This window comes from Photobacterium sp. WH77, assembly GCF_022014395.1.
Taxonomy (GTDB): Bacteria; Pseudomonadota; Gammaproteobacteria; order Enterobacterales; family Vibrionaceae; genus Photobacterium; species Photobacterium arenosum.
Genome location: NZ_JAKLTE010000006.1, coordinates 127627 through 146978 on the forward strand (window position 1 = coordinate 127627; position 19352 = coordinate 146978).

The following is a 19352-nucleotide window of genomic DNA, read 5'->3' on the forward strand; positions in this document are numbered from 1 at the left end:
GCGCTGAATGAGTAAAATAACCGGTTCAAAGCAACCGGTTATTTTTTGTCTGTCGCATCGTTCTGATCTGCTGCATCGTCCTGGGGGTGTTTATGCTTCAGGTTCTCGACTTCCTGCTGTTTTCGTAACAGCTCCTGGGTTTTGTCATGGCGGCCAAATTTCATATTGGCCGTGTATTTAATGGCGGCAATATTGCTGACCACCACACTCACAATGATGATAGAGATAACCCAGGGATTGAGCAGCCATTCCATCTCAGACCTCACAGATGTTGTTGATGTACTTACTATAAAGCGTATCAAGGTTTGCCAGAATATGCGATTTTCCTGCAACAGGTTGATCGCCTATCACAGTGGCAAGCTGGCTTGGCGTTAGCTGTTCCCGAAGCGACTGACTGACAGGAAAATAGCTGATATGCCAGGGCTCGACAGCGACACCTCCTAAATCAACGGCATAAGGCCGGTAAAAACCAAAACGGCCCATATTGTCCGTCAGCCAGGTGTTGAACGCAGCCTGATGTCCGCCTTCTTCGTATTCCCAGGGCTCTAACTGTAACTGGGTGTCTTGCGGCAGGCAGTTGCTGGCATAGACATCCAGATCCGTTCCCCAATGATGGCGGCTGGCACCGGGCAGAGCCGACCAGCGTAAAATCGCCCGGATCTTATCAAGTTCGCTCAGACAGCTCGTATCCAGCGGCTGGCTGCAGCTGTCCAATATAGGACGCACGCCGTTGAACTTGTTATTCCAGATCAGCATCTGGCGCTCAAAGGAGCGAAAAGCGCTGGCAATCGTCAGCGCAAACCCGGCGTCAGTGGCCGCCTGCTGTAAGGCGGCCAGCGCAGCATGAACGTCCTGATGAATCAGGCGGTGCTGATACTCACAGAGATGGCTTTCATCCAGCCCTGTGAGTTGCTCCAGCGTCAGTGTGCTTTTACTGAGTGTCATGCCAGGGCTTTTTCCATCACTTTCTGGTACATATCGGTGAGCTTTTCCAGATCGGCCATCTTCACACATTCGTTGACTTTGTGAATGGTGGCATTAACCGGCCCCAGTTCGACCACCTGTGCCCCGGTGCGGGCAATGAAACGGCCATCCGAGGTTCCGCCTGTGGTCAGCAGTTCAGGACGCTTGTGGTTCACGTCTTCAATGGCGCAGACCACGGCTTCGAGTAAGGTGCCTTCGTCGGTCAGGAAAGGGTGACCGCTGAAAGTCCAGATAAGATCATAATCCAGCCCGTGGGCATCCAGCACTGAATGGACTTTGCGCTTGATGTCCTCCACCGTCAGCTCGGTACTGAAACGGAAATTGAACTGGACGTGGAATTCACCGGGGATCACATTGGATGCGCCTGTACCTGCAGCGACATTGGCAATCTGAAAACTGGTCGGTGGGAAGTAGTCGTTGCCATTATCCCACACCGCGGCAGAGAGCTCGGCCAGGGCCGGCATCGCTTTGTGAACAGGATTATCGGCCAGGTGAGGGTAGGCAACATGGCCCTGGACACCTTTAACAATCAGATCGCCCGTGATGGAGCCGCGGCGGCCGTTTTTCACCACATCGCCGACTTCATGGGTGCTGGATGGCTCACCGACAATGCACATGTCGATTTTTTCATTACGCGCTTCCAGTGTATCCACCACCCGCGTTGTGCCATTGATGAAGGGGCCTTCTTCATCAGAAGTGATCAGCAGGGCGATAGAGCCTTTGTGATCCGGATTCTCAGCCACAAAACGTTCAATGGCAACTATCATGCAGGCCAGCGATCCTTTCATATCGGCGGCGCCGCGGCCGTGCAGGTAACCGTCAATGACTGTGGGTTCAAACGGCGGCGTGTGCCATTGCGCTTCCGGTCCGGCGGGCACAACATCCGTGTGACCGGCAAACACAAATAAGGGAGCCTCTGTGCCACGGCGCGCCCAAAAGTTGGTGGTATCTTCAAATACCATGGTCTCAATCTTGAAGCCCAGTTTTTCCAGTCGGGCAATCATGACATCCTGACACCCGGCATCTGCTGGGGTGACTGATTGTCGGCTGATAAGGTCTTTGGCCAGGGCGATGACTGGGCTGTCTGACATCCGTGTTTCCTTCTTAATATTGCGTAGTTAATGTGATTGTGAACGTTAAGCAAAAATGGCCTGATACTGATCCGGTTTGAATCCCAGGTGGTAACTTTGGTTGTGAACCAGTAAAGGGCGTTTGATCATGGCCGGTTGTTCCAGCATTAATGTGAGTGCGCTGTCGCGGTTGAGGGTATTTTTCTGCTCGTCACTCAGCTGGCGGAAAGTGGTGCCCCGTTTATTCAGCAAGGCTTCCCAGCCCAGTTCGGCTTCAAAGGCTTCAAGGAGGCTGCGATCCAGGCCGTCAGCACGGTAATCATGAAAACGGTACTCGATGCCTTGCTCATCCAGCCACTTTTTCATTTTCTTGATGGTATCGCAGTTTTTGATCCCGTAGGCGATGGTGCTCATAATCTAACCTGTTTTTCTGTCTGGCAGGAATAATAAAACAAGCCCCTTTTATAACGGGAATGAGCAGGGTTCGCAATGGCAAACCCTGATTGAAATGCGGGATGAGGACTATCTGTCCTGCGTTTGCAGGTAGATGACAGTGGCCGCGGTACGGGAGCCGACGTCCAGCTTTTTCAGCAGGCTTTTGATATGCACTTTCACTGTCGCTTCTGATATGAACAGCTGGACAGCAATATCTTTGTTACGTTTACCCTGAGCGACCAGATGGAGAATTTCTTTCTCTCTGCCGGTTAATGTACTGAGTGGATCGCCGGTGTTGGCGCTGTCTGCCAGATACTGACTGATTTGATGGCTGAATACCTGCTGGCCGGCAACGGCCTGATGCAGTAATACCAGTAGTTGCTCGGGTTCGGTATCTTTCAGAAGATAACCGTCTGCACCGGCTTTGATCAGTGCGCGAATATCACTGGGGTTATCGGAAACAGTCAGGATAACGACTATCGCCTGGCTGTTCTGCTCACGCAGCGCGCGCAGGGTATCTAACCCGGAGAGCCCTTTCATATTGAGATCCAGTAAAATCAGATCGGGTTCGTGCTCGCTGGCAGCATCCAGAGCCTGATAGCCGTTACTGGCTTCACCGACCAGCTCAAAACCGGTTTCCAGTTCCAGTAACTGGCCGAGACCGCGACGCATCAAAGGGTGGTCATCAACAATTAAAACCCGGTATGCCGGCGTGTTACTCATGGTTATTATCCTGTGTCTGTAACGCAAATTTCAGTTGAACCAGGCAGCCTTTGCCCGGTGCGCTGGTAATGGTCAGCTGGCCGCCAAGGCTCTCGGCGCGTTCATTCATGATAGACAGCCCGTAATGGGCAGCCTTGCTGTGATCCGGATTGAACCCCTGGCCATCATCGGCAATTTCAACCAGTACATGGTTTCCCTGCTGAAGACAGTCAACGGTTATCGTATTTGCTCCGGCGTGTTTAATAGCATTGATAACCGCTTCTCTGGTCAGGTGGAGCAGGTGAATGTGCTGCGCTGCGGTCAACTGGATTGAGGGCAACTGATTATGAAGCAAAATACTGGCATTGGTTTGATTACGCAGCACGCTCAGCATGTCGTTCAGGGCGTCGCCCAGCTTGCCGGGTTTGACTGACAGGCGAAAGGTATTGAGCAATTCGCGAAGCTGGCGATAGGCCTGCGACAGGCCATTGTCAATATCATTGATCACACCATTGGCAGTTGCCGGTGATGTGGCCAGCTGACGCTTGAGCAGGGTGAGCTGAATTTTCAGATAAGACAGCGCCTGAGCCAGTGAGTCATGCAATTCCCGGGCAATGGTGGCCCTTTCTTCCATCAGCAGCAACTGCTCGTTCTGGACCTGGATCTGATGGGCGTAGAGGGCGCGGCTCAGCAGATGGCCGACACTGATGATCAGTGCCGGGTCCGGGCACGGCAAGGTATGCTGCCACCAAAGCGTGCCCAAATGCTGGTTCTCCTGCTTCAGCGCATGATGATGCCAGGACTGATTCTCTGCCGGCTCTCCGGCCTGAAATTCCGTTCGTATACCTTGCCCTTCTTCAACGACCAGCCTGATAGCGGCGAAGCCTTCCAGCTGTATCAACCGGTCTAGTACCTGGCTGAAGTGCTTGGCCTGAATGCGGTTCATGGATAATAACTGTGCGCAGTCATACAGGGTTTTCAGTGCGTTGTTGGCTTCTTGCAGCCGGTGCGTTTTCTCTTCGACGGTGCGCTCCAGCGCCTGATAACTTTGCCCCAGTTCTTCAGCCATCTGATTGAACGCTTTAGCCAGGGTGCCAAGTTCATTCTGGCAGTCTTCCTGCACCCGAACGGCAAAATTGCGAGACTGTACCTGCTGGCTGGCGATGAGCAGGTTGTAAAGCGGTGGCACAATAAACCGCCGGCTGTACTGAATCGCAAATAACGCCAGCAGCAGTATCAGCCCCAGGCCCAGCCCGGCAATGATGGCCATTATCTGCAGTTTCTGCTTTGAAAATGCTTGTAACTCATAGACAAAGTGATCGATTCGGTCGACAAATTCGGGTACCTGGTGGATAAAAAAATCAGGGTGCTGACCTGTCAGTTCCGGGCTGATTCGTTGCCAGTCGTCCAGTATGGCCTGATAGCTTCGGGTCAGATCTTCTGGGGTGGTCTGCCCGAACAGGGAGGTCATCGCTGGGGTCGCCAGCGTCTGGCTGAAATGGGCGATATCTTGTGCATCCGCCTTCCCTTTTTCTGCCAGCTGGAATGCCAGCCGGTAGCTCTGCATGCGCAGCGAACCCGCCAGATTGACGACCTCAGCGTCATAACGGCTGGCATTGACAGCAAACATGGTTGCGCCTGTTGTCAGCAGAGAAAGTAACACAATTGCCAGCATGACACTGGCAACCGTTCCCGTGACACTTCCGGCCAGCAGGCTTGACCTTGGCAGGGTATTTGAGGGAGATGAATCCGGACGTTTGGGCACACGTTCTCCTGCTAAGCGTGGAAGGCTTTCCATTTCAATTAGACTGTTTTCGCTGATGGTGAGCATTTTGTGAAGTTAAGCGTTGTACTTTCTTGATCTCAAACAAGCTTAGGCCCGAATTACCTCCTTAGGGGTATGTTACGACCAGAATACCCACAACTAATATATGTCTATACTTTGACTGTTTATCACTGAATGTGTTGCCTTTTAAAGGCAGTGGAACGAATACGTAATTCATATGGCTGATTTAGCACGACGATTCTGGCTCCGGCGAGACAGTGCGCTACAAGCGCCTCGTTTACCCTGGATGATTGACGATCAAGCGTTCACGGGCAAGTGTACCCGTTGTCAGGCGTGCCTGAATGCCTGTGAGACAGACATCATTGTGCAAGGCGATGGCGGTTTCCCTCAGGTCGATTTTCAGCGTGGTGAATGTACGTTCTGTTACCAGTGTGCACAGGCGTGTCCGGAGCCGTTATTCCGTCCGCGCCAAGACCCGCCCTGGCAGGTCAGTATCACAATGTCTTCTGCCTGTTTAGCGAAACAAGGTGTGGACTGCCGAACGTGCGGAGACGAATGCGAACCTTCGGCCATACGCTTTGCCTTGCAGCCAGGAAAGGTTGCTCAGCCGGTAATCAGTGACGCAGATTGCACCGGCTGCGGTGCCTGCCTGTCCGTCTGCCCAACTCAGGCCATTCAGATTCAGTCTGTCACTAAAGTGGAATAACACGCTTATGAAGCAACGAAGTGCACCTTGTCATTCAGGTTCAGCGGTATCTGCCGGACCCTCATTTCTGCCTGAAGAAGTTCATATTTCCAGTCTGGTGGTGCATGTCAAACCAGAAGGGCTTGTGCAGGTAAAGGCACAGATCAATGCACTGCCACAGGCCGAAGTGTACGGAGAAAGCACTGTCGGCAAACTGGTTGTGGTACTGGAGACGCCAAGCCACAGAAAAGTGACAGACATTATTGACACTATCAATGCATTTGAACATGTGCTGACGACGTTTCTGGTATTTCACCAGGTTGAGCAGCAGGGACCTGACTTTGAGGACACACCATGAAAATGACCAGACGGGCGTTTGTTAAAGCAAATGCGGCAGCATCGGCTGCAGCCGTGGCAGGGATCACTCTGCCTGCATCGGCAACCAATCTGATTGTGAGTTCGGATGAAACCAAAATTCACTGGGATAAAGCCCCCTGCCGCTTTTGTGGTACCGGCTGCTCGGTGCTGGTGGGGACGCAGGCGGGCAGGGTGATAGCGACTCAGGCCGACCCAGAAGCTGAAGTTAACCGGGGTCTTAACTGTATCAAGGGCTATTTTCTGTCCAAAATTATGTACGGCGCTGACCGCCTGACAACGCCTTTGCTGCGGATGAAGAACGGCCAATACCACAAAGAGGGTGACTTTCAGCCAATCAGCTGGGATCAGGCGTTCGATATCATGGCTGAAAAATGGAAAGCAGCGCTGAAAGCCAAAGGGCCAACCAGTGTCGGTATGTTCGGCTCTGGTCAATGGACAGTGATGGAAGGCTATGCGGCCTCCAAAATGATGAAGGCAGGGTTCCGTTCAAATAACATTGACCCGAATGCCCGACACTGTATGGCGTCGGCTGTAGTGGGCTTTATGCGTGCGTTCAATATGGATGAACCCATGGGCTGCTACGATGATTTTGAACATGCCGATGCGTTTGTGCTCTGGGGCTCGAATATGGCCGAGATGCACCCTATATTGTGGACGCGTATTACAGACCGTCGGCTCAGCCACCCTCATGTCAAGGTCAACGTGTTATCGACCTATTATCACCGCTCATTTGAGCTGGCGGATAACGGGATGATCTTCCACCCACAGACTGACTTGGCTATCGCGAACTTCATTGCCAACTACATCATTGAAAATGATGCGGTGAACTGGGATTTCGTCAATAAACATACTCATTTCAAACGTGCTGATACCGATATCGGCTATGGTCTGCGCGACGATGATCCTTTGCAAAAAGCCGCTGCGCATCCTAACTCAGGCGTCATGCATAACATGACGTTTGAGGAATACAAGAAATCCGTGTCTGAATACACGCTGGAAAAAACCGTTGAAATGTCCGGCGTGGAGAAAGACAAGCTGATCGAACTCGCCAGGTATTATGCTGATCCGGACACCAAAGTGATGTCACTCTGGACCATGGGTATGAACCAGCATACTCGCGGTGTCTGGATGAATAATCTGGTATACAACATTCACTTGCTGACCGGGAAAATTTCCCAACCCGGCAACAGTCCGTTTTCTCTGACTGGGCAGCCGTCGGCTTGCGGCACCGCGCGTGAAGTCGGTACGTTTGCACACCGCCTGCCGGCGGATCTGGTGGTGACTAATCCTGAACACCGTGCAACGGCAGAAAAAATATGGAAGCTGCCTGAAGGCACTATTCCGCCAAAGCCTGGTTTCCATGCGGTGCAACAGGATCGCATGCTGCGTGATGGCGTTCTTAATGCCTATTGGGTGATGTGCAACAACAACATGCAAGCAGGTCCGAATATCAACAAAGAGCGTCTGCCGGGCTACCGTAGCCCGGACAACTTTATTGTGTGTTCAGACCCTTATCCGACAGCCACTGCCCAGTCTGCGGATCTGGTACTGCCAACGGCCATGTGGGTCGAAAAAGAGGGCGCTTACGGCAATGCTGAACGTCGTACTCAGGCGTGGTATCAGCAGGTGGCTGCACCGGGTGAGTCGAAATCGGATCTCTGGCAAATCATGGAGTTCAGTAAACGCTTCACAATGGAAGAGGTGTGGGACGAGGCTTTGCTCAATAGCATGCCGGAGTACAAAGGCAAGACGATGTATGACGTGCTGTTCCGTAACGGCCAGGTGGATCAGTTCCCGCTGGAGCAAGCGCAGGCGCTTAATGATGATGCCAAAGCGCAGGGGTATTATGTTCAGAAAGGGCTGTTTGAAGAATATGCCAGCTTTGGCCGCGGTCATGGTCATGATCTAGCCCCTTACGATGATTACCACAAAGCCCGTGGTTTACGCTGGCCTGTGGTTGAGGGTAAGGAAACACGCTGGCGCTATGCCGAAGGATCAGATCCTTATGTGCCTGAAGGAAAAGGTTTTTACTTTTACGGTCAGCCAGACGGCAAAGCCAATATTATTTTTGCGCCTTATGAACAGCCGCCGGAAGTACCGGATGAAGAATACGATATGTGGCTGTGTACCGGCCGGGTACTGGAACACTGGCATACCGGCACCATGACCCGCCGGGTACCTGAACTGTACAAAGCTGTGCCGGATGCGGTGTGCTACATCCATCCTGATGATGCGGAAAAACGCAATTTGCGCCGGGGCGATGAAGTCATTCTGACCTCCCGTCGCGGTGAGGTGCGTTGCCGGGTGGATACCCGGGGCCGTAACAGACCACCGGTCGGACTGGTTTTTGTTCCTTTCTTCGATGCCCGGGTGTTGATCAACAAACTGGTACTGGATGCCACTGATCCCCTGTCAAAACAGACAGACTATAAAAAATGTCCAATCAAGATCAGAAAGGCGTAAAGGGAGTCGACCATGAAAATTACATCTAAATTTGCCAGTGGCTTGATGGTCTTGTTACTTGCATTCGGGGCGGCTCATGCCGCTAACGAAGAGCTGGTGGGCGGTAACGGTGGTCTGCATTCGTTACGTGGTCAGACGGAAATTAAAGATACTTTTCCCGGTGAAAACTGGAAAAAGTACCCGAAAGACGGCCAGCCGATTGACAGCGATTATGTGTATCAGCCGCCGCTAATCCCACACACCATCCGCAACTACGAGGTGTCGCTGAATGCCAATAAGTGCTTGTCGTGCCACAGCTGGAAATACGCCAACGAAATGGGGGCGACTAAAATCAGCGTGACTCATTACCGTTCTCCTCGCCACGGGCAGGTTTTGTCAGATGTGTCGCCCAGCCGCTATTTCTGTTTGCAGTGCCATGTGCCACAGGCCGATGCGACTCCCTTGGTGGACAACACGTTCAAACGGGTTGATGCCCTGGATGAAAAATAACGACGGAGCCAGTTATGAATATCATTAAACGCTTCTGGCGTCGTCTGAGTTCGCCGAGTAAAGCGGCAGCGGGTGTGGTGCTGTTTCTGGGCTTTATGGGTGGTTTACTGTTCTGGGGGGCATTTAATACAGGGATGGAGGCCACGAACACTGAAGCTTTCTGCTCTGGCTGCCACGCACCCATAGTGAAGGAGATACGTGAAACCATTCATTACTCAAACCGCTCGGGTGTGCGGGCGATTTGTTCAGATTGTCACGTTCCTCATGAGTGGACAGACAAGATTGTCCGTAAAGTCCAGGCATCGAAAGAGCTGTTTGCGTTTGCGATGGGGACGATAAGCACCGAAGAAAAGTTTCAGGCCAGGCGGGGGCACCTTGCTCACCGCGAATGGAGCCGAATGAAAAACAACGACTCCAAGGAATGCCGGAACTGTCACCAATTTGACTACATGGATTATTCTGAGCAAGGGTCACGCGCAGTGAAACAGCATTCAGAGGCGCTCGCTTCAGGAGATAAAACCTGTGTGGATTGTCATAAAGGGATAGCCCACCGACTGCCTGATATGAGAGACGTTGAAGGCTGGCAATAAGGAGAGAGCAATGAGTACTCTAGAATCGATTATCTGGCATGTACTTGGCTATGCCGCCATGCCCGTGATTATATTAACGGGCTTTCTGATGGTTGCGGTTGTGTCTTTATGGATACTCTCAATCGGTAAAGATAAACCTGGCCGTTAAGTACAGCCATTTCCCTGACCAGGCGGCTTGTAGCTGATAACTAAAGCCGCCAGCCAGGCAGTATAGAGCGGCAGCCAGTCAGTCAGCAATGCAACAAATGGTGTGTGGCCTGTAAGCCAAATTTCACCCAAGTGAAGTACAGCAACGCAGGCCAAACCAAGCAAACAGATAATACGAAACACATTCCGCCCCATACATATATCCTTTGAAAATCTACGGATAAGTATAGATGCAAATGCTAATTGTTATCAAGTGCATTTGTGGGCTATTTATACATCACTTAATAAAGTGCCAACCAATGAATCCTGCCCAGGATAACACCAGTAGTATCCAAGCTATCGGACTCTGTGTGACGATTTTCTGCACTTCAGTGTGCTCCGACTGAGCCTGAACCGTGGGATCGGGCGCCGTTTTTTCTTTTAGCTGCTTCTTACGAAACTTATCCCTTTCGCGCGCTTTGGCCTTTTGCTGTTTTTTATAGAGTTCGATGCCCTTCTGAATCCCTTGTGCGATCAGCTTGGTCTGTTCTTTTGTCTGTCCGGGTTTTTGTGTGGCTCTGGCAATTTGCATCGCTTCAGCTTGCGTTTCTGGTGAGGGTGATTGGGTCGTTTTGTTCATTGCGTGCTCGTTAATGGTAAATGTATCGATTTAATAGCATTTTATACCGTTGTTGTACTTGTGCTAAATGGCTGCATTTTGTAGGAATATTCCTACATATTGTAGTGTTTCACATCAACCAGCGTGCGATTTTTTTGGATCACAAGCTGTAGTAAGTGAATGAAATACCATTAGTTATTATCGTGATATTGAAATTGTTGCTTCTGAAGAAATCATAGTACTTTTCATTGTTTGTTAAATATACGTAAAACCGTGATCAAGATTACAGGTTAAGTAATTAATCCGTGCGTTATAACGCAGAACGAATGTCTGTACCTTTGCCGATTGATCCATATCATTTATTGTCAGGAAAGATAAATATGATTTTCCTGTTTCTGAGCGCCACACGCATGTATTCAATAGATGCTTACGACAGCAATGGTCTGCTTAAACCTTCCGGCTTGTTATGGTTAAGTATGCTGTTCAGTGCCAGGGGGTGGGGAGTATTTGTCATGGCTGGTGTAAGCCGGGCACAAGGTGCTGAGCTGCTCCAGTTGTTTTTTCCTCATACTGAGAATTTGTACTTCTTGATGGGGATAGGTTTGCCAGCCGTGTTCCTGATGTGGCTGAGTGGACTGAGACATAAAAATAACAACATGATAAATGGAGTATGGCGGTACGGCAGATTTGTTTTGCTGCTTGGTTATGCTCTTGATTTAATATTGCAAGTGTACCAACTGACATTGTTAAGAGGCGCCTTTAGCTGGCCGGCAGCGGTTACTTTGCTGGCAACCATTTGGCTAATGGCTTATCTGGTACGAAGTTCCCGAGTCAGACATACATTTGCCAATTAGCCTATGGAGAAAGTGTCAGATGAATGATTTGGGAAGAGGAGTTGTGCTGTTTAGCGCCTTACTTAGCCCTTTGGCAATGGCAGACTGGTTATTGAATGTGAACCTGGAGCTGTCAAGTGCAGGTTATCGTCAGTCGGTAGCGACTTCAATACAGTTGCTACCGGGTGAGGAAACAGTGATCTTCGGTACAACTGAAGGTGAGCAGCGGCGAAAGTTTTTCGGTAGTGCTGAATTACTGGAAGTATCCGCAGAAGAAGTCAAAATTAAATTTAAAATCCAGGAGCAACTGGATGATGGTGCCTGGCGGATATTGGCGGCACCAGTGATTTCGACCGGGCTGGATACGCCAGCATCATTTGAGTCGTCGCAAGACGATGAACTGAACTCAGTAAAGCTGCAAGTTGCCGTGATGTCAGCGTAAAGTTTCAGCATATTCTGGAAAAATGTGATAAAAGCGCCTTTTTGGCGCTTTTTGCTTTTTCTCTGCAACATTTTGTCGTAAATGAGCGTTTTTCTGACTTGGCTGTCCATGATCAATATGCTTAACTCAGAGTAAATTACAATATACTTTTCTTCTTGGATGCTGCAATCAGACTGGTTGTATTATCAAAGAGCTGAGTATAGAAAAACGCAATATTGGGAGAATGAATGTGACGCCACAAAGTGCCATTTTACCTGAAGCGGGCCCGTATTCCTTGGTCTGTGTGTTTAACCTTGTAGGAAATAAAGACAAGGTTATACGTCAGTGCCAGGGGCTGCTTGAAGTAGCGGAAAAGCTAAATCAACAGCACGTGAGTGCCTGTATTCACCTAAGCTTTGGTTTCGGCAAAGCGTTCTGGCAACAATTTGAAAAAGGGTGTCCTAACGACTTTGAAGAGTTTGCGCCTTTGGGAAGCGGTGATGTTACAGCGCCATCCACGGGCGGTGACTTGCTGCTTCATGTTCACTCTAATCGGCATGACCTGAATTTTCATCTGCTGAGCAGCTTCATGCAGCCCATAGCTTCGGAAGTGGAATTGATCGATGAAACGAATGGCTTCCGGTATCTGGACGCCCGTGATCTCACCGGTTTTATTGACGGCACTGAGAATCCGAAGAAACAAGCGGCCAGACAAGAGATTGCAATCATTCCTGATGGGCCATTTGCCGGAGGAAGCTTCGTGATGCTCCAGCGGTTTGTTCATAATTTACCTGCCTGGCATGCTGTGAATGTTGCTCAGCAGGAGCAAATTATCGGGCGCACTAAACCAGATTCAGTTGAGCTGGATGAGGTTCCGGCTGACTCACACGTGGGCAGGGTGGATCTGAAAGAAGAGGGGAAAGGGTTAAAAATTGTACGTCATAGTTTGCCATACGGCACTGTGAGCGGTGAACATGGCTTATTGTTTATTGCCTATTGTGCGCAGCAACGGAACTTCCGCGAAATGCTCGACAGTATGTATGGTGAAAAAGACGGGCAGACTGATAAGCTGCTGGATTTTACCAAGGCGGTTACCGGCGCTTACTTCTTTGTACCCTCGACAGAAATGCTGATGCAGCTGCAGGGATGATTTTGATCATTCAATGATGCAAAAATGCCGCCTGAAAAGGCGGCATTTTATTAACTCATACTTTACATCAAGGTGTTTTACTTCTTGATGCGCAGTACAGGTGTTTCACCCACGGTGACGGCGCCGGACAGCTTACTCAGCTCTTTGATTTCATCCATGTTAGAAATCACTACAGGCGTAAGAGTAGACTTCGCTTTTTCTTCCAGTACAGCCAGATCGAACTCAATGATAGTGTCACCCACTTTCACTGTTTGACCTTCTTCTGCTATACGTGTGAAGCCTTCGCCTTTCAATTCAACGGTATCAATACCGAAGTGAACGAACAGCTCTACACCGTCATCAGACTCGATAGAGAATGCGTGGTTGGTTTCAAAGATTTTACCGATTGTGCCGTTTACCGGGGCAACCATTTTGTTACCTGCTGGTTTGATAGCGATACCGTCACCAACAATTTTCTCAGCAAAAACAACATCAGGCACATCTTCGATATTTACGATTTCACCTGAAAGCGGGGCGATGATCTCAATAGCACCAGTTTCATTGGTGTCGTCAGAAACCAGCTTCTTCAATTTGTCAAACAGACCCATAGTGTTGCTCCTAAGCGTTGTTATTCTATCTGCAGCTATCTTAGCAGATGGTTTTTTCTGCGATAAATGTCTCTACGTGTGCTTCGATTTCCGCGGCAGTTGGCAGAGCAAGTGCTTGCTCGGCCATCAGCTTCACATCAGCAAAGTTACTGTTACGAATCACTTTTTTGATGCGTGGGATTGAAATCGCACTCATGCTGAACTCATCAAGGCCCATACCAAGCAATAGCAGGGTCGCACGATCATCACCAGCTAACTCACCGCACATGCCAGTCCATTTACCTTCCTTGTGGGAAGCATCGATGACTTGCTTGATGACAGTTAACACTGCGGGTGACATTGGATTATATAGATGAGAAATCAGCTCGTTACCACGGTCAACAGCCAGAGTATACTGGGTTAAGTCGTTTGTACCAATGCTAAAGAAGTCAACTTCTTTGGCTAAATGGTGAGCAATTGCTGCTGCAGCTGGTGTTTCAACCATGACACCAACTTCAATCTTGTCGTCGAAAGCAATGCCTTCTTCACGGAGTTCTGCTTTGTAGGTTTCCAACTCGTTTTTCAGTTCACGAATCTCTTCGACAGAGATAATCATCGGGAACATCACACGCAGCTTACCGTGTGCAGAGGCACGCAGTATAGCGCGCAGCTGAGCACGCAGGATTTCACGACGATCCAGGCTGATACGCACTGCGCGCCAACCCAGGAATGGATTCATTTCTTTTGGCAGGTCCATATACGGCAGATCTTTATCACCGCCGATATCCATGGTGCGGATGATCACTGACTGACCAAGCATGGCTTCTGCCACATCTTTATAAGCCTGATACTGTTCGTCTTCAGTCGGCAGTGAATCGCGGTCCATGAACAGGAATTCAGTACGGTACAGACCAACACCTTCGCCGCCGTTACGGTTTACGCCTTCACAGTCTTTTACTGTACCTATGTTGCCGCACACCTCTACCTGCTGGCCATCAAGGGTAATTGCCGGCAAATCTTTCAGTTTCGCGAGTTCATCTTTTTCTGCCTGATACTCATCGCGAATGGTTTTGAACTTTGCCATTTCGTCTGCTGACGGATTAATAACGATTTGGTTATTAATGGCATCCAACACCAGCATGTCACCGTTTTTCACCTGTTTGGTGATGTCGTTCGTACCCACAATGGCAGGTAATTCGAGTGAACGAGCCATGATTGAGGTGTGAGACGTGCGGCCACCGATGTCGGTAGCAAAACCCAGCACGTATTTCAGATTGATTTGCGCCGTTTCTGAAGGCGTCAGATCGTTGGCCACCAGTATCACTTCTTCATTGATGGCACTCAGATTGACTATGTTGATACCCAGTGCGTTTTTCACCACACGATTACCGATATCACGGATGTCGGTGGCACGCTCTTTCAGGTACTCATCATCCAGAGATTCCAGCGTGGTTGCCTGCTCTTCAATGATAGCGTGGATCGCACAGGCGGCTCGTGCTTTGTTATCTTTAATGAAGGCTATGATTTCCTCTTCAAGCTCTTCATCTTCAAGCAACATGATGTGGCCTTCAAAGATGGCTTCCTTCTCTTCACCGAAGGTAATACGTGCTTTCTCTTTGATAACGTTGAGTTGCTCAGAAGATTTCTGACGCGCATTGAAGAAGCACTCAATTTCTTTTTCGATTTGATCGGCAGAAATGGGTGACTTGTCGAGAGTAATCTCTTCTTCCTGCAGTAGCAGCGCTTTACCAAAAGCGATGCCAGGAGATGCCAGGATACCTGAAATCATAGCCTTACCTTAAATTTAACAAACAACTAGGGAAATAATGTACTGCGGCCGATTAGTGCAGCTGGTCCATCAGGGCAACCAGGTGATCAACAGCTTCCTGAGCTTGTGAACCTTCAGCTGAAATGGTGACCACAGTGCCTTTAACCAGGCCTAGTGTTTGCAGTTTGAACAGGCTTTTAGCACTTGCGCTTTTACCATTAGAAGTCACTGTGATATCAGCGTCAAAACCTTTGGCTTCTTTAACGAATTGCGCAGCAGGACGAGTGTGTAGGCCGTTTTCTGCAGTGATCTCAACTTGCTTCTGATACATTTTTCACCCCGATTCTTAATATCGTATTATGTAATAATCACGTAACTGAAAGTAAGCTTAATCCCAATAGCGAAAGCTTGCTAATTTAGGTTCTAGTTTCACATTCACTTACATTGATTTAGTCTATGTCTGAAACCCATTCTAAGAGGTTTGTGACCCGGCAAACATCGACCAGGTCAATTTTCACTCTTTTATTTCGATGCTGAAAATAAAAGCGTGGTCGGATTTATATTAAAGCTAAGGTCAAAAAGCAATAAAAAAGCCCCTATTGAGGGGCTTGACTTTAACAAATGCTTATCAAAAATGGCAGTTTTGTGATCACTGTTGGGTTTCTTTTTCTGTAAAGATACCAGCGAACAATGCCGATGAGAGATAGCGCTCACCTGAACTCGGTAGCACTACAACAATGTTTTTACCAGCGAATTCCGGGCGCTCTGCAAGGCGGTTTGCTGCAACCACAGCGGCACCTGAAGAGATACCTGCCAGAATGCCTTCTTCTTCCATCAGACGCTGAGCCATAGCTATCGCATCTTCCGAGCTGACACGCTCTACTTCATCAATCAGAGACAGATCCAGGTTGCCAGGGATGAAGCCTGCGCCGATACCCTGAATTTTGTGCGGAGCCGGTTTGATCTCTTCACCGTTCAATGCCTGAGTAATAACGGGAGATTCGCTTGGCTCAACGGCAACCGTGGTGATGGCTTTACCTTTCTGCTGTTTGATAAAGCGGCTAACACCCGTCAGAGTACCACCGGTACCTACACCAGAAACGAACACATCAATGTCGCCTTCGGTTGCATCCCAAATTTCCGGGCCTGTGGTCTTTTCGTGAATTTTCGGGTTAGCAGGGTTATCAAACTGCTGCAGCAGCAGGTATTTTTCCGGATCAGAAGCGACAATTTCTTCTGCTTTCTCAATCGCACCTTTCATGCCTTTTGGTGCTTCGGTCAGAACCAGGTTGGCACCGAGTGCTTTGAGCAGTTTACGACGCTCCAGACTCATACTCTCTGGCATCGTCAGAGTCAGTTTGTAACCGCGGGCGGCGGCAACAAAGGCAAGGGCAATACCTGTGTTACCACTGGTAGGTTCAACCAGCTCTACACCTTGTTTCAGCACGCCACGTTTTTCAGCATCCCAAATCATGTTGGCACCGATACGGCATTTAACGCTGAAGCTTGGGTTGCGTGATTCAATTTTTGCCAGAACATTGCCTTTGCTGACACGGTTCAGGCGTACCAATGGGGTATTACCAATTGTCAGAGAATTATCTTCGTAAATCTTACTCATGCTTGTCGTTCCTTGGTGACACGTTATCAACAAATGATAGTCAAAGCATAATCGCTGACCACGCATTGGAAAGGAATTTATTGTTATATCTTAGAGTTATAAGAAAAGGTGTGAACTGTGCCGCTTTATTATTCCTTATGAGTAATATGTAGTGACACTGAGAGCATATTGACTGAGCGAAGGCCGAGAGAAGAGAGGAGCAAAAGCTCCTCTCAGGCAGGGTTTACTGACGACGGTTGAGCATGGGCTGCCGGTAATGATCAACCCACATGGCTGTTGCGCCGCAAACGGCGACAGGCATGACAAACAGGTTCAGAATCGGTGTCATGGTACACAGCATAACAAGGCTGCCGAAGCTCAGTGATTTGCCGCGGCGCTCTTTGAGGGCATCACGCATGGTATTGAAGGGGATCTTGTGGTTGTCGAAAGGGTAGTCGACATACTGAATCGTCATCATCCAGGCACTGAACAGAAACCACAAAACCGGGCCAAGTGTCTGCCCCACCATAGGAATCCATAGCAGTATCAGTAAGCCCAGGGCTTTGGGCAGGTAATACCTCAGCTTGACCCACTCACGGTGCAGGATACGGGGGAGATCTTTGATGATTGCCCCGATTCCGGCGTCAGGCGGCGCCTCCCCAGTCAGCTTGGCTTCCAGGTGTTCGGCTAACAGTCCGTTAAACGGCGCGGCTATCCAATTGGCAATCGTACTGAAAAAATAGGACAGTATGACCAGCAATGCGATGGCTAATAAAGGCCACAGCAAATAAGACAACCAATCCAGCCAACCGGGCAAGCTGGATAGCCAGCCGTTAATCCAGTCATCCAATTGAGTCAGTGTGTATCCGAATGCGGCACCAAAAAGCAGGATATTGATTAATAGTGGAATGATCACAAAACGACGCGTGCCTGGCTGCATCGCCAGAGAAACGCCGCGAAAAAAATAACCTGCCCCGCCAATGGGTGTGGTGTTGTATGTCGCTTTAGACATCGTTGGTCTCCTACTGGATTTCCTGTTGCAATGCCAATATAAGGCGTCAGGATATGGATGCAGGCATAGTAACGGTATCTATAACGACTAATCAATTGGGGCGTATAGTCTCTTAAGTCAAATTTGCCAGCAGTTTGGCGGAAAATTGTGCTCAAATGCACTATATGACATCAATCACAACATTGAACTTCTCTTTCGGATTTGAGTTTTGATACATTAAGGATAATACCTTCATGAGATAGGCTGTTTAGTTCAACAAAAAATCTCAGGTGTGACTCGCTAAGTTGGTCTGCGTCTGAACAGCAATCGTATTCAGACTGAATGGATTCACTGCTTCAGGCCGTCTTTGTCAGGTAAACAAGTTATTCAGAGTATTCATAATGCAGGAATTGCGTCTGGTTCTAATTATTGTGGGAGTGCTGGCTATTTCAGCGCTTCTGTTGCACGGATTGTGGTCAAGCCGGAAGGACAAACCCGCCAAGTTCGGCGAGAAGCCCATTGGCCGACTGGCAGAGGGTAAGGAAAAAGATAATGAAGGCTTTGATCAGGACGGAATAGGTTCTGTCAGGGTTGTTGCCGGTAGCCCGGTTCCGGAAGGAGCAGCAAAGCGGGCCGAGCGAAGAGAGCCTGAGCTGCATTTCGGTGACGAACTGGAGATCGATCCTTTGTTCAGTGCCGCCGCCGATCCTGTTGATCAAGAACGCAAGCCGGCCTCATCCAATTCGGCGACTGAAGTAGAATCTCATCCGGTAACGCCAACCGAACCGCCAAGGAAAACTGTTCAGGAAACTGTTCAGGAATCTGTTCAGGGATCTGTTCAAGAGTCGACTCAGGCTTTGGTACAGGAATCGGTACCGACGAAAGACCCAGCACCGGAAACCGTCTGGCAGTCAGTGCCGGAAAGCATTCACGACCATGCACAGGCTCAGGATTCAGAACCGTCATTCACTTTGTCGGGTGGGGTTTCAGACTCAGATTCTGCACCGGAGCACACATCATCTGCTGCCGATCAGGGTGAAGTGCTTTCACAACAGTCAGAAGCTGACATAGCTGTGGCGCAAAAAGTACAGGCTGAAGAGCCGCCGCCTGAGCCTGATTTCCTGGTTCTGAATGTTCATGCCCGCGGTGGTGAAATGCTGACGGGTGTGAAGTTGTTCCAGTGCCTGGAACGGCATCATCTGATTTATGGTGAAAACTCGGTTTATCATCGCCATGTTGATCTGGCAGGTACCGAGCCTGTGCTATTTACTGTCGCGAACATGGTCAGCCCAGGGTACTTCCCGCAAGATCAATTGGATGAGTTTGCTACACCTGGCATTGCTTTTTATCTGATGCTGCCTTGCCACGGCCGTGCCGATGACAATTTCAATCTGATGCTGCAAACCGTACAACGTATTGCGGATGAGATGGGCGCTGATATTTTGGATCACGAGCGTAATCTGATTACGCCACAGCGCTTGAAAGGTTACCGGGAAAAAGCGAAAAAATACCTGTAACAGGTGTGAATATTGCCCAGAATTTATCAATAACAGGGCCCCGGTTAGGGGCCCTGTGTTTTAGTGTTCAGGAATCGGCAATATGACTAATAAAGGTGAGTGATGGCCCATTGCACTCAGGTGCTACCGCCACAAACAATACCGTCCTGATCCCCGCTAGTGATAGCGATAAGAATTGATGT

The 19352-nt window shown here is 49.4% G+C and carries 23 protein-coding genes; 10 read left to right on the top strand and 13 right to left on the bottom strand.

Annotated features, from left to right (window positions below; genetic code table 11):
- Window positions 1-38: 38 nt before the first annotated feature.
- From L6J37_RS08535 to narQ, 6 genes are all read right to left on the bottom strand, one after another.
- Window positions 39-254, bottom strand: coding sequence for a DUF2897 family protein (locus tag L6J37_RS08535; RefSeq protein ID WP_192014657.1), 216 nt, complete (start codon window positions 252-254; stop codon window positions 39-41).
- A gap of 1 nt (window position 255) precedes the next feature.
- Complete coding sequence (locus tag L6J37_RS08540) at window positions 256-945, bottom strand: M15 family metallopeptidase (protein WP_237794774.1); 690 nt, start codon at window positions 943-945, stop codon at window positions 256-258.
- Window positions 942-2075: a succinyl-diaminopimelate desuccinylase gene (gene dapE, locus L6J37_RS08545; protein ID WP_192014659.1), complete on the bottom strand. Its 1134-nt coding sequence runs from the start codon at window positions 2073-2075 to the stop codon at window positions 942-944. The genes L6J37_RS08540 and dapE overlap by 4 nt, the downstream gene beginning before the upstream one ends.
- 45 nt (window positions 2076-2120) lie before the next feature.
- On the bottom strand, window positions 2121-2468 hold the full coding sequence (locus L6J37_RS08550) for an ArsC family reductase (protein ID WP_161455596.1): 348 nt from the start codon (window positions 2466-2468) through the stop codon (window positions 2121-2123).
- Between the two features lie 108 nt (window positions 2469-2576).
- Window positions 2577-3212 carry a response regulator gene (locus tag L6J37_RS08555; RefSeq protein ID WP_218383792.1) on the bottom strand — a complete coding sequence of 212 codons (636 nt, stop codon included), beginning with the start codon at window positions 3210-3212 and terminating at the stop codon, window positions 2577-2579.
- Window positions 3205-4956: a nitrate/nitrite two-component system sensor histidine kinase NarQ gene (narQ, locus tag L6J37_RS08560; protein WP_237794776.1), complete on the bottom strand. Its 1752-nt coding sequence runs from the start codon at window positions 4954-4956 to the stop codon at window positions 3205-3207. Before narQ ends, L6J37_RS08555 begins: the two co-directional genes overlap by 8 nt.
- A gap of 238 nt (window positions 4957-5194) precedes the next feature.
- On the opposite strand from narQ, the gene napF reads away from it, so the two are divergent.
- Genes napF through L6J37_RS08590 form a run of 6 tightly spaced genes read left to right on the top strand, consistent with a single transcriptional unit; the run spans window position 5195 to window position 9730 of the window.
- Window positions 5195-5683, top strand: coding sequence for a ferredoxin-type protein NapF (gene napF / locus L6J37_RS08565; RefSeq protein WP_237794778.1), 489 nt, complete (start codon window positions 5195-5197; stop codon window positions 5681-5683).
- A gap of 7 nt (window positions 5684-5690) precedes the next feature.
- The gene (locus tag L6J37_RS08570) at window positions 5691-6020 is read left to right on the top strand and encodes a chaperone NapD (protein WP_237794780.1); all 330 of its coding nucleotides are present in this window, start codon (window positions 5691-5693) and stop codon (window positions 6018-6020) included.
- Window positions 6017-8503 carry a periplasmic nitrate reductase subunit alpha gene (napA, locus tag L6J37_RS08575; protein ID WP_218383789.1) on the top strand — a complete coding sequence of 829 codons (2487 nt, stop codon included), beginning with the start codon at window positions 6017-6019 and terminating at the stop codon, window positions 8501-8503. Before L6J37_RS08570 ends, napA begins: the two co-directional genes overlap by 4 nt.
- Before the next feature lie 12 nt (window positions 8504-8515).
- Window positions 8516-8992, top strand: a complete 477-nt coding sequence (locus L6J37_RS08580) for a nitrate reductase cytochrome c-type subunit (protein WP_192014665.1) — start codon at window positions 8516-8518, stop codon at window positions 8990-8992.
- Window positions 8993-9006: 14 nt separating this feature from the next.
- Window positions 9007-9582 carry a NapC/NirT family cytochrome c gene (locus L6J37_RS08585; RefSeq protein ID WP_192014666.1) on the top strand — a complete coding sequence of 192 codons (576 nt, stop codon included), beginning with the start codon at window positions 9007-9009 and terminating at the stop codon, window positions 9580-9582.
- Between the two features lie 10 nt (window positions 9583-9592).
- Window positions 9593-9730, top strand: a complete 138-nt coding sequence (locus tag L6J37_RS08590) for a TIGR02808 family protein (protein WP_081669337.1) — start codon at window positions 9593-9595, stop codon at window positions 9728-9730.
- Here the strand turns inward: L6J37_RS08590 and L6J37_RS08595 are convergent.
- The gene (locus L6J37_RS08595; protein ID WP_218383787.1) at window positions 9727-9924 is read right to left on the bottom strand and encodes a hypothetical protein; all 198 of its coding nucleotides are present in this window, start codon (window positions 9922-9924) and stop codon (window positions 9727-9729) included. The genes L6J37_RS08590 and L6J37_RS08595 overlap by 4 nt on opposite strands.
- 82 nt (window positions 9925-10006) lie before the next feature.
- Window positions 10007-10348: a DUF2956 domain-containing protein gene (locus tag L6J37_RS08600; protein ID WP_192014667.1), complete on the bottom strand. Its 342-nt coding sequence runs from the start codon at window positions 10346-10348 to the stop codon at window positions 10007-10009.
- A gap of 359 nt (window positions 10349-10707) precedes the next feature.
- Here L6J37_RS08600 and L6J37_RS08605 point away from each other — a divergent pair, with 359 nt between their 5' ends.
- The 3 genes from L6J37_RS08605 to L6J37_RS08615 all read left to right on the top strand — a co-directional run bounded on the left by L6J37_RS08605 (window position 10708) and on the right by L6J37_RS08615 (window position 12731).
- A complete protein-coding gene (locus L6J37_RS08605; RefSeq protein WP_237794782.1) occupies window positions 10708-11181 on the top strand; it encodes a DUF2919 domain-containing protein in 474 nt (157 codons plus the stop codon).
- 19 nt (window positions 11182-11200) lie between these two features.
- The gene (locus L6J37_RS08610) at window positions 11201-11602 is read left to right on the top strand and encodes a hypothetical protein (RefSeq protein WP_192014668.1); all 402 of its coding nucleotides are present in this window, start codon (window positions 11201-11203) and stop codon (window positions 11600-11602) included.
- A 223-nt stretch (window positions 11603-11825) separates the two neighbouring features.
- Window positions 11826-12731: a Dyp-type peroxidase gene (locus tag L6J37_RS08615; RefSeq protein ID WP_375713909.1), complete on the top strand. Its 906-nt coding sequence runs from the start codon at window positions 11826-11828 to the stop codon at window positions 12729-12731.
- Between the two features lie 77 nt (window positions 12732-12808).
- Here the strand turns inward: L6J37_RS08615 and crr are convergent, their stop codons facing one another.
- The 5 genes from crr to cysZ form a co-directional block, all read right to left on the bottom strand.
- Window positions 12809-13318, bottom strand: a complete 510-nt coding sequence (gene crr / locus L6J37_RS08620; protein ID WP_046219564.1) for a PTS glucose transporter subunit IIA — start codon at window positions 13316-13318, stop codon at window positions 12809-12811.
- A 40-nt stretch (window positions 13319-13358) separates the two neighbouring features.
- Window positions 13359-15086, bottom strand: a complete 1728-nt coding sequence (gene ptsI / locus L6J37_RS08625) for a phosphoenolpyruvate-protein phosphotransferase PtsI (protein WP_192014670.1) — start codon at window positions 15084-15086, stop codon at window positions 13359-13361.
- A gap of 52 nt (window positions 15087-15138) precedes the next feature.
- On the bottom strand, window positions 15139-15396 hold the full coding sequence (locus L6J37_RS08630) for an HPr family phosphocarrier protein (protein ID WP_027253897.1): 258 nt from the start codon (window positions 15394-15396) through the stop codon (window positions 15139-15141).
- Window positions 15397-15714: 318 nt separating this feature from the next.
- Complete coding sequence (cysK, locus tag L6J37_RS08635) at window positions 15715-16683, bottom strand: cysteine synthase A (protein ID WP_237794785.1); 969 nt, start codon at window positions 16681-16683, stop codon at window positions 15715-15717.
- 223 nt (window positions 16684-16906) lie between these two features.
- A complete protein-coding gene (gene cysZ / locus L6J37_RS08640; RefSeq protein ID WP_192014671.1) occupies window positions 16907-17674 on the bottom strand; it encodes a sulfate transporter CysZ in 768 nt (255 codons plus the stop codon).
- A 380-nt stretch (window positions 17675-18054) separates the two neighbouring features.
- On the opposite strand from cysZ, the gene zipA reads away from it, so the two are divergent.
- Window positions 18055-19170, top strand: coding sequence for a cell division protein ZipA (zipA, locus tag L6J37_RS08645; RefSeq protein WP_237794787.1), 1116 nt, complete (start codon window positions 18055-18057; stop codon window positions 19168-19170).
- The last annotated feature ends 182 nt before the right edge of the window (window positions 19171-19352 follow it).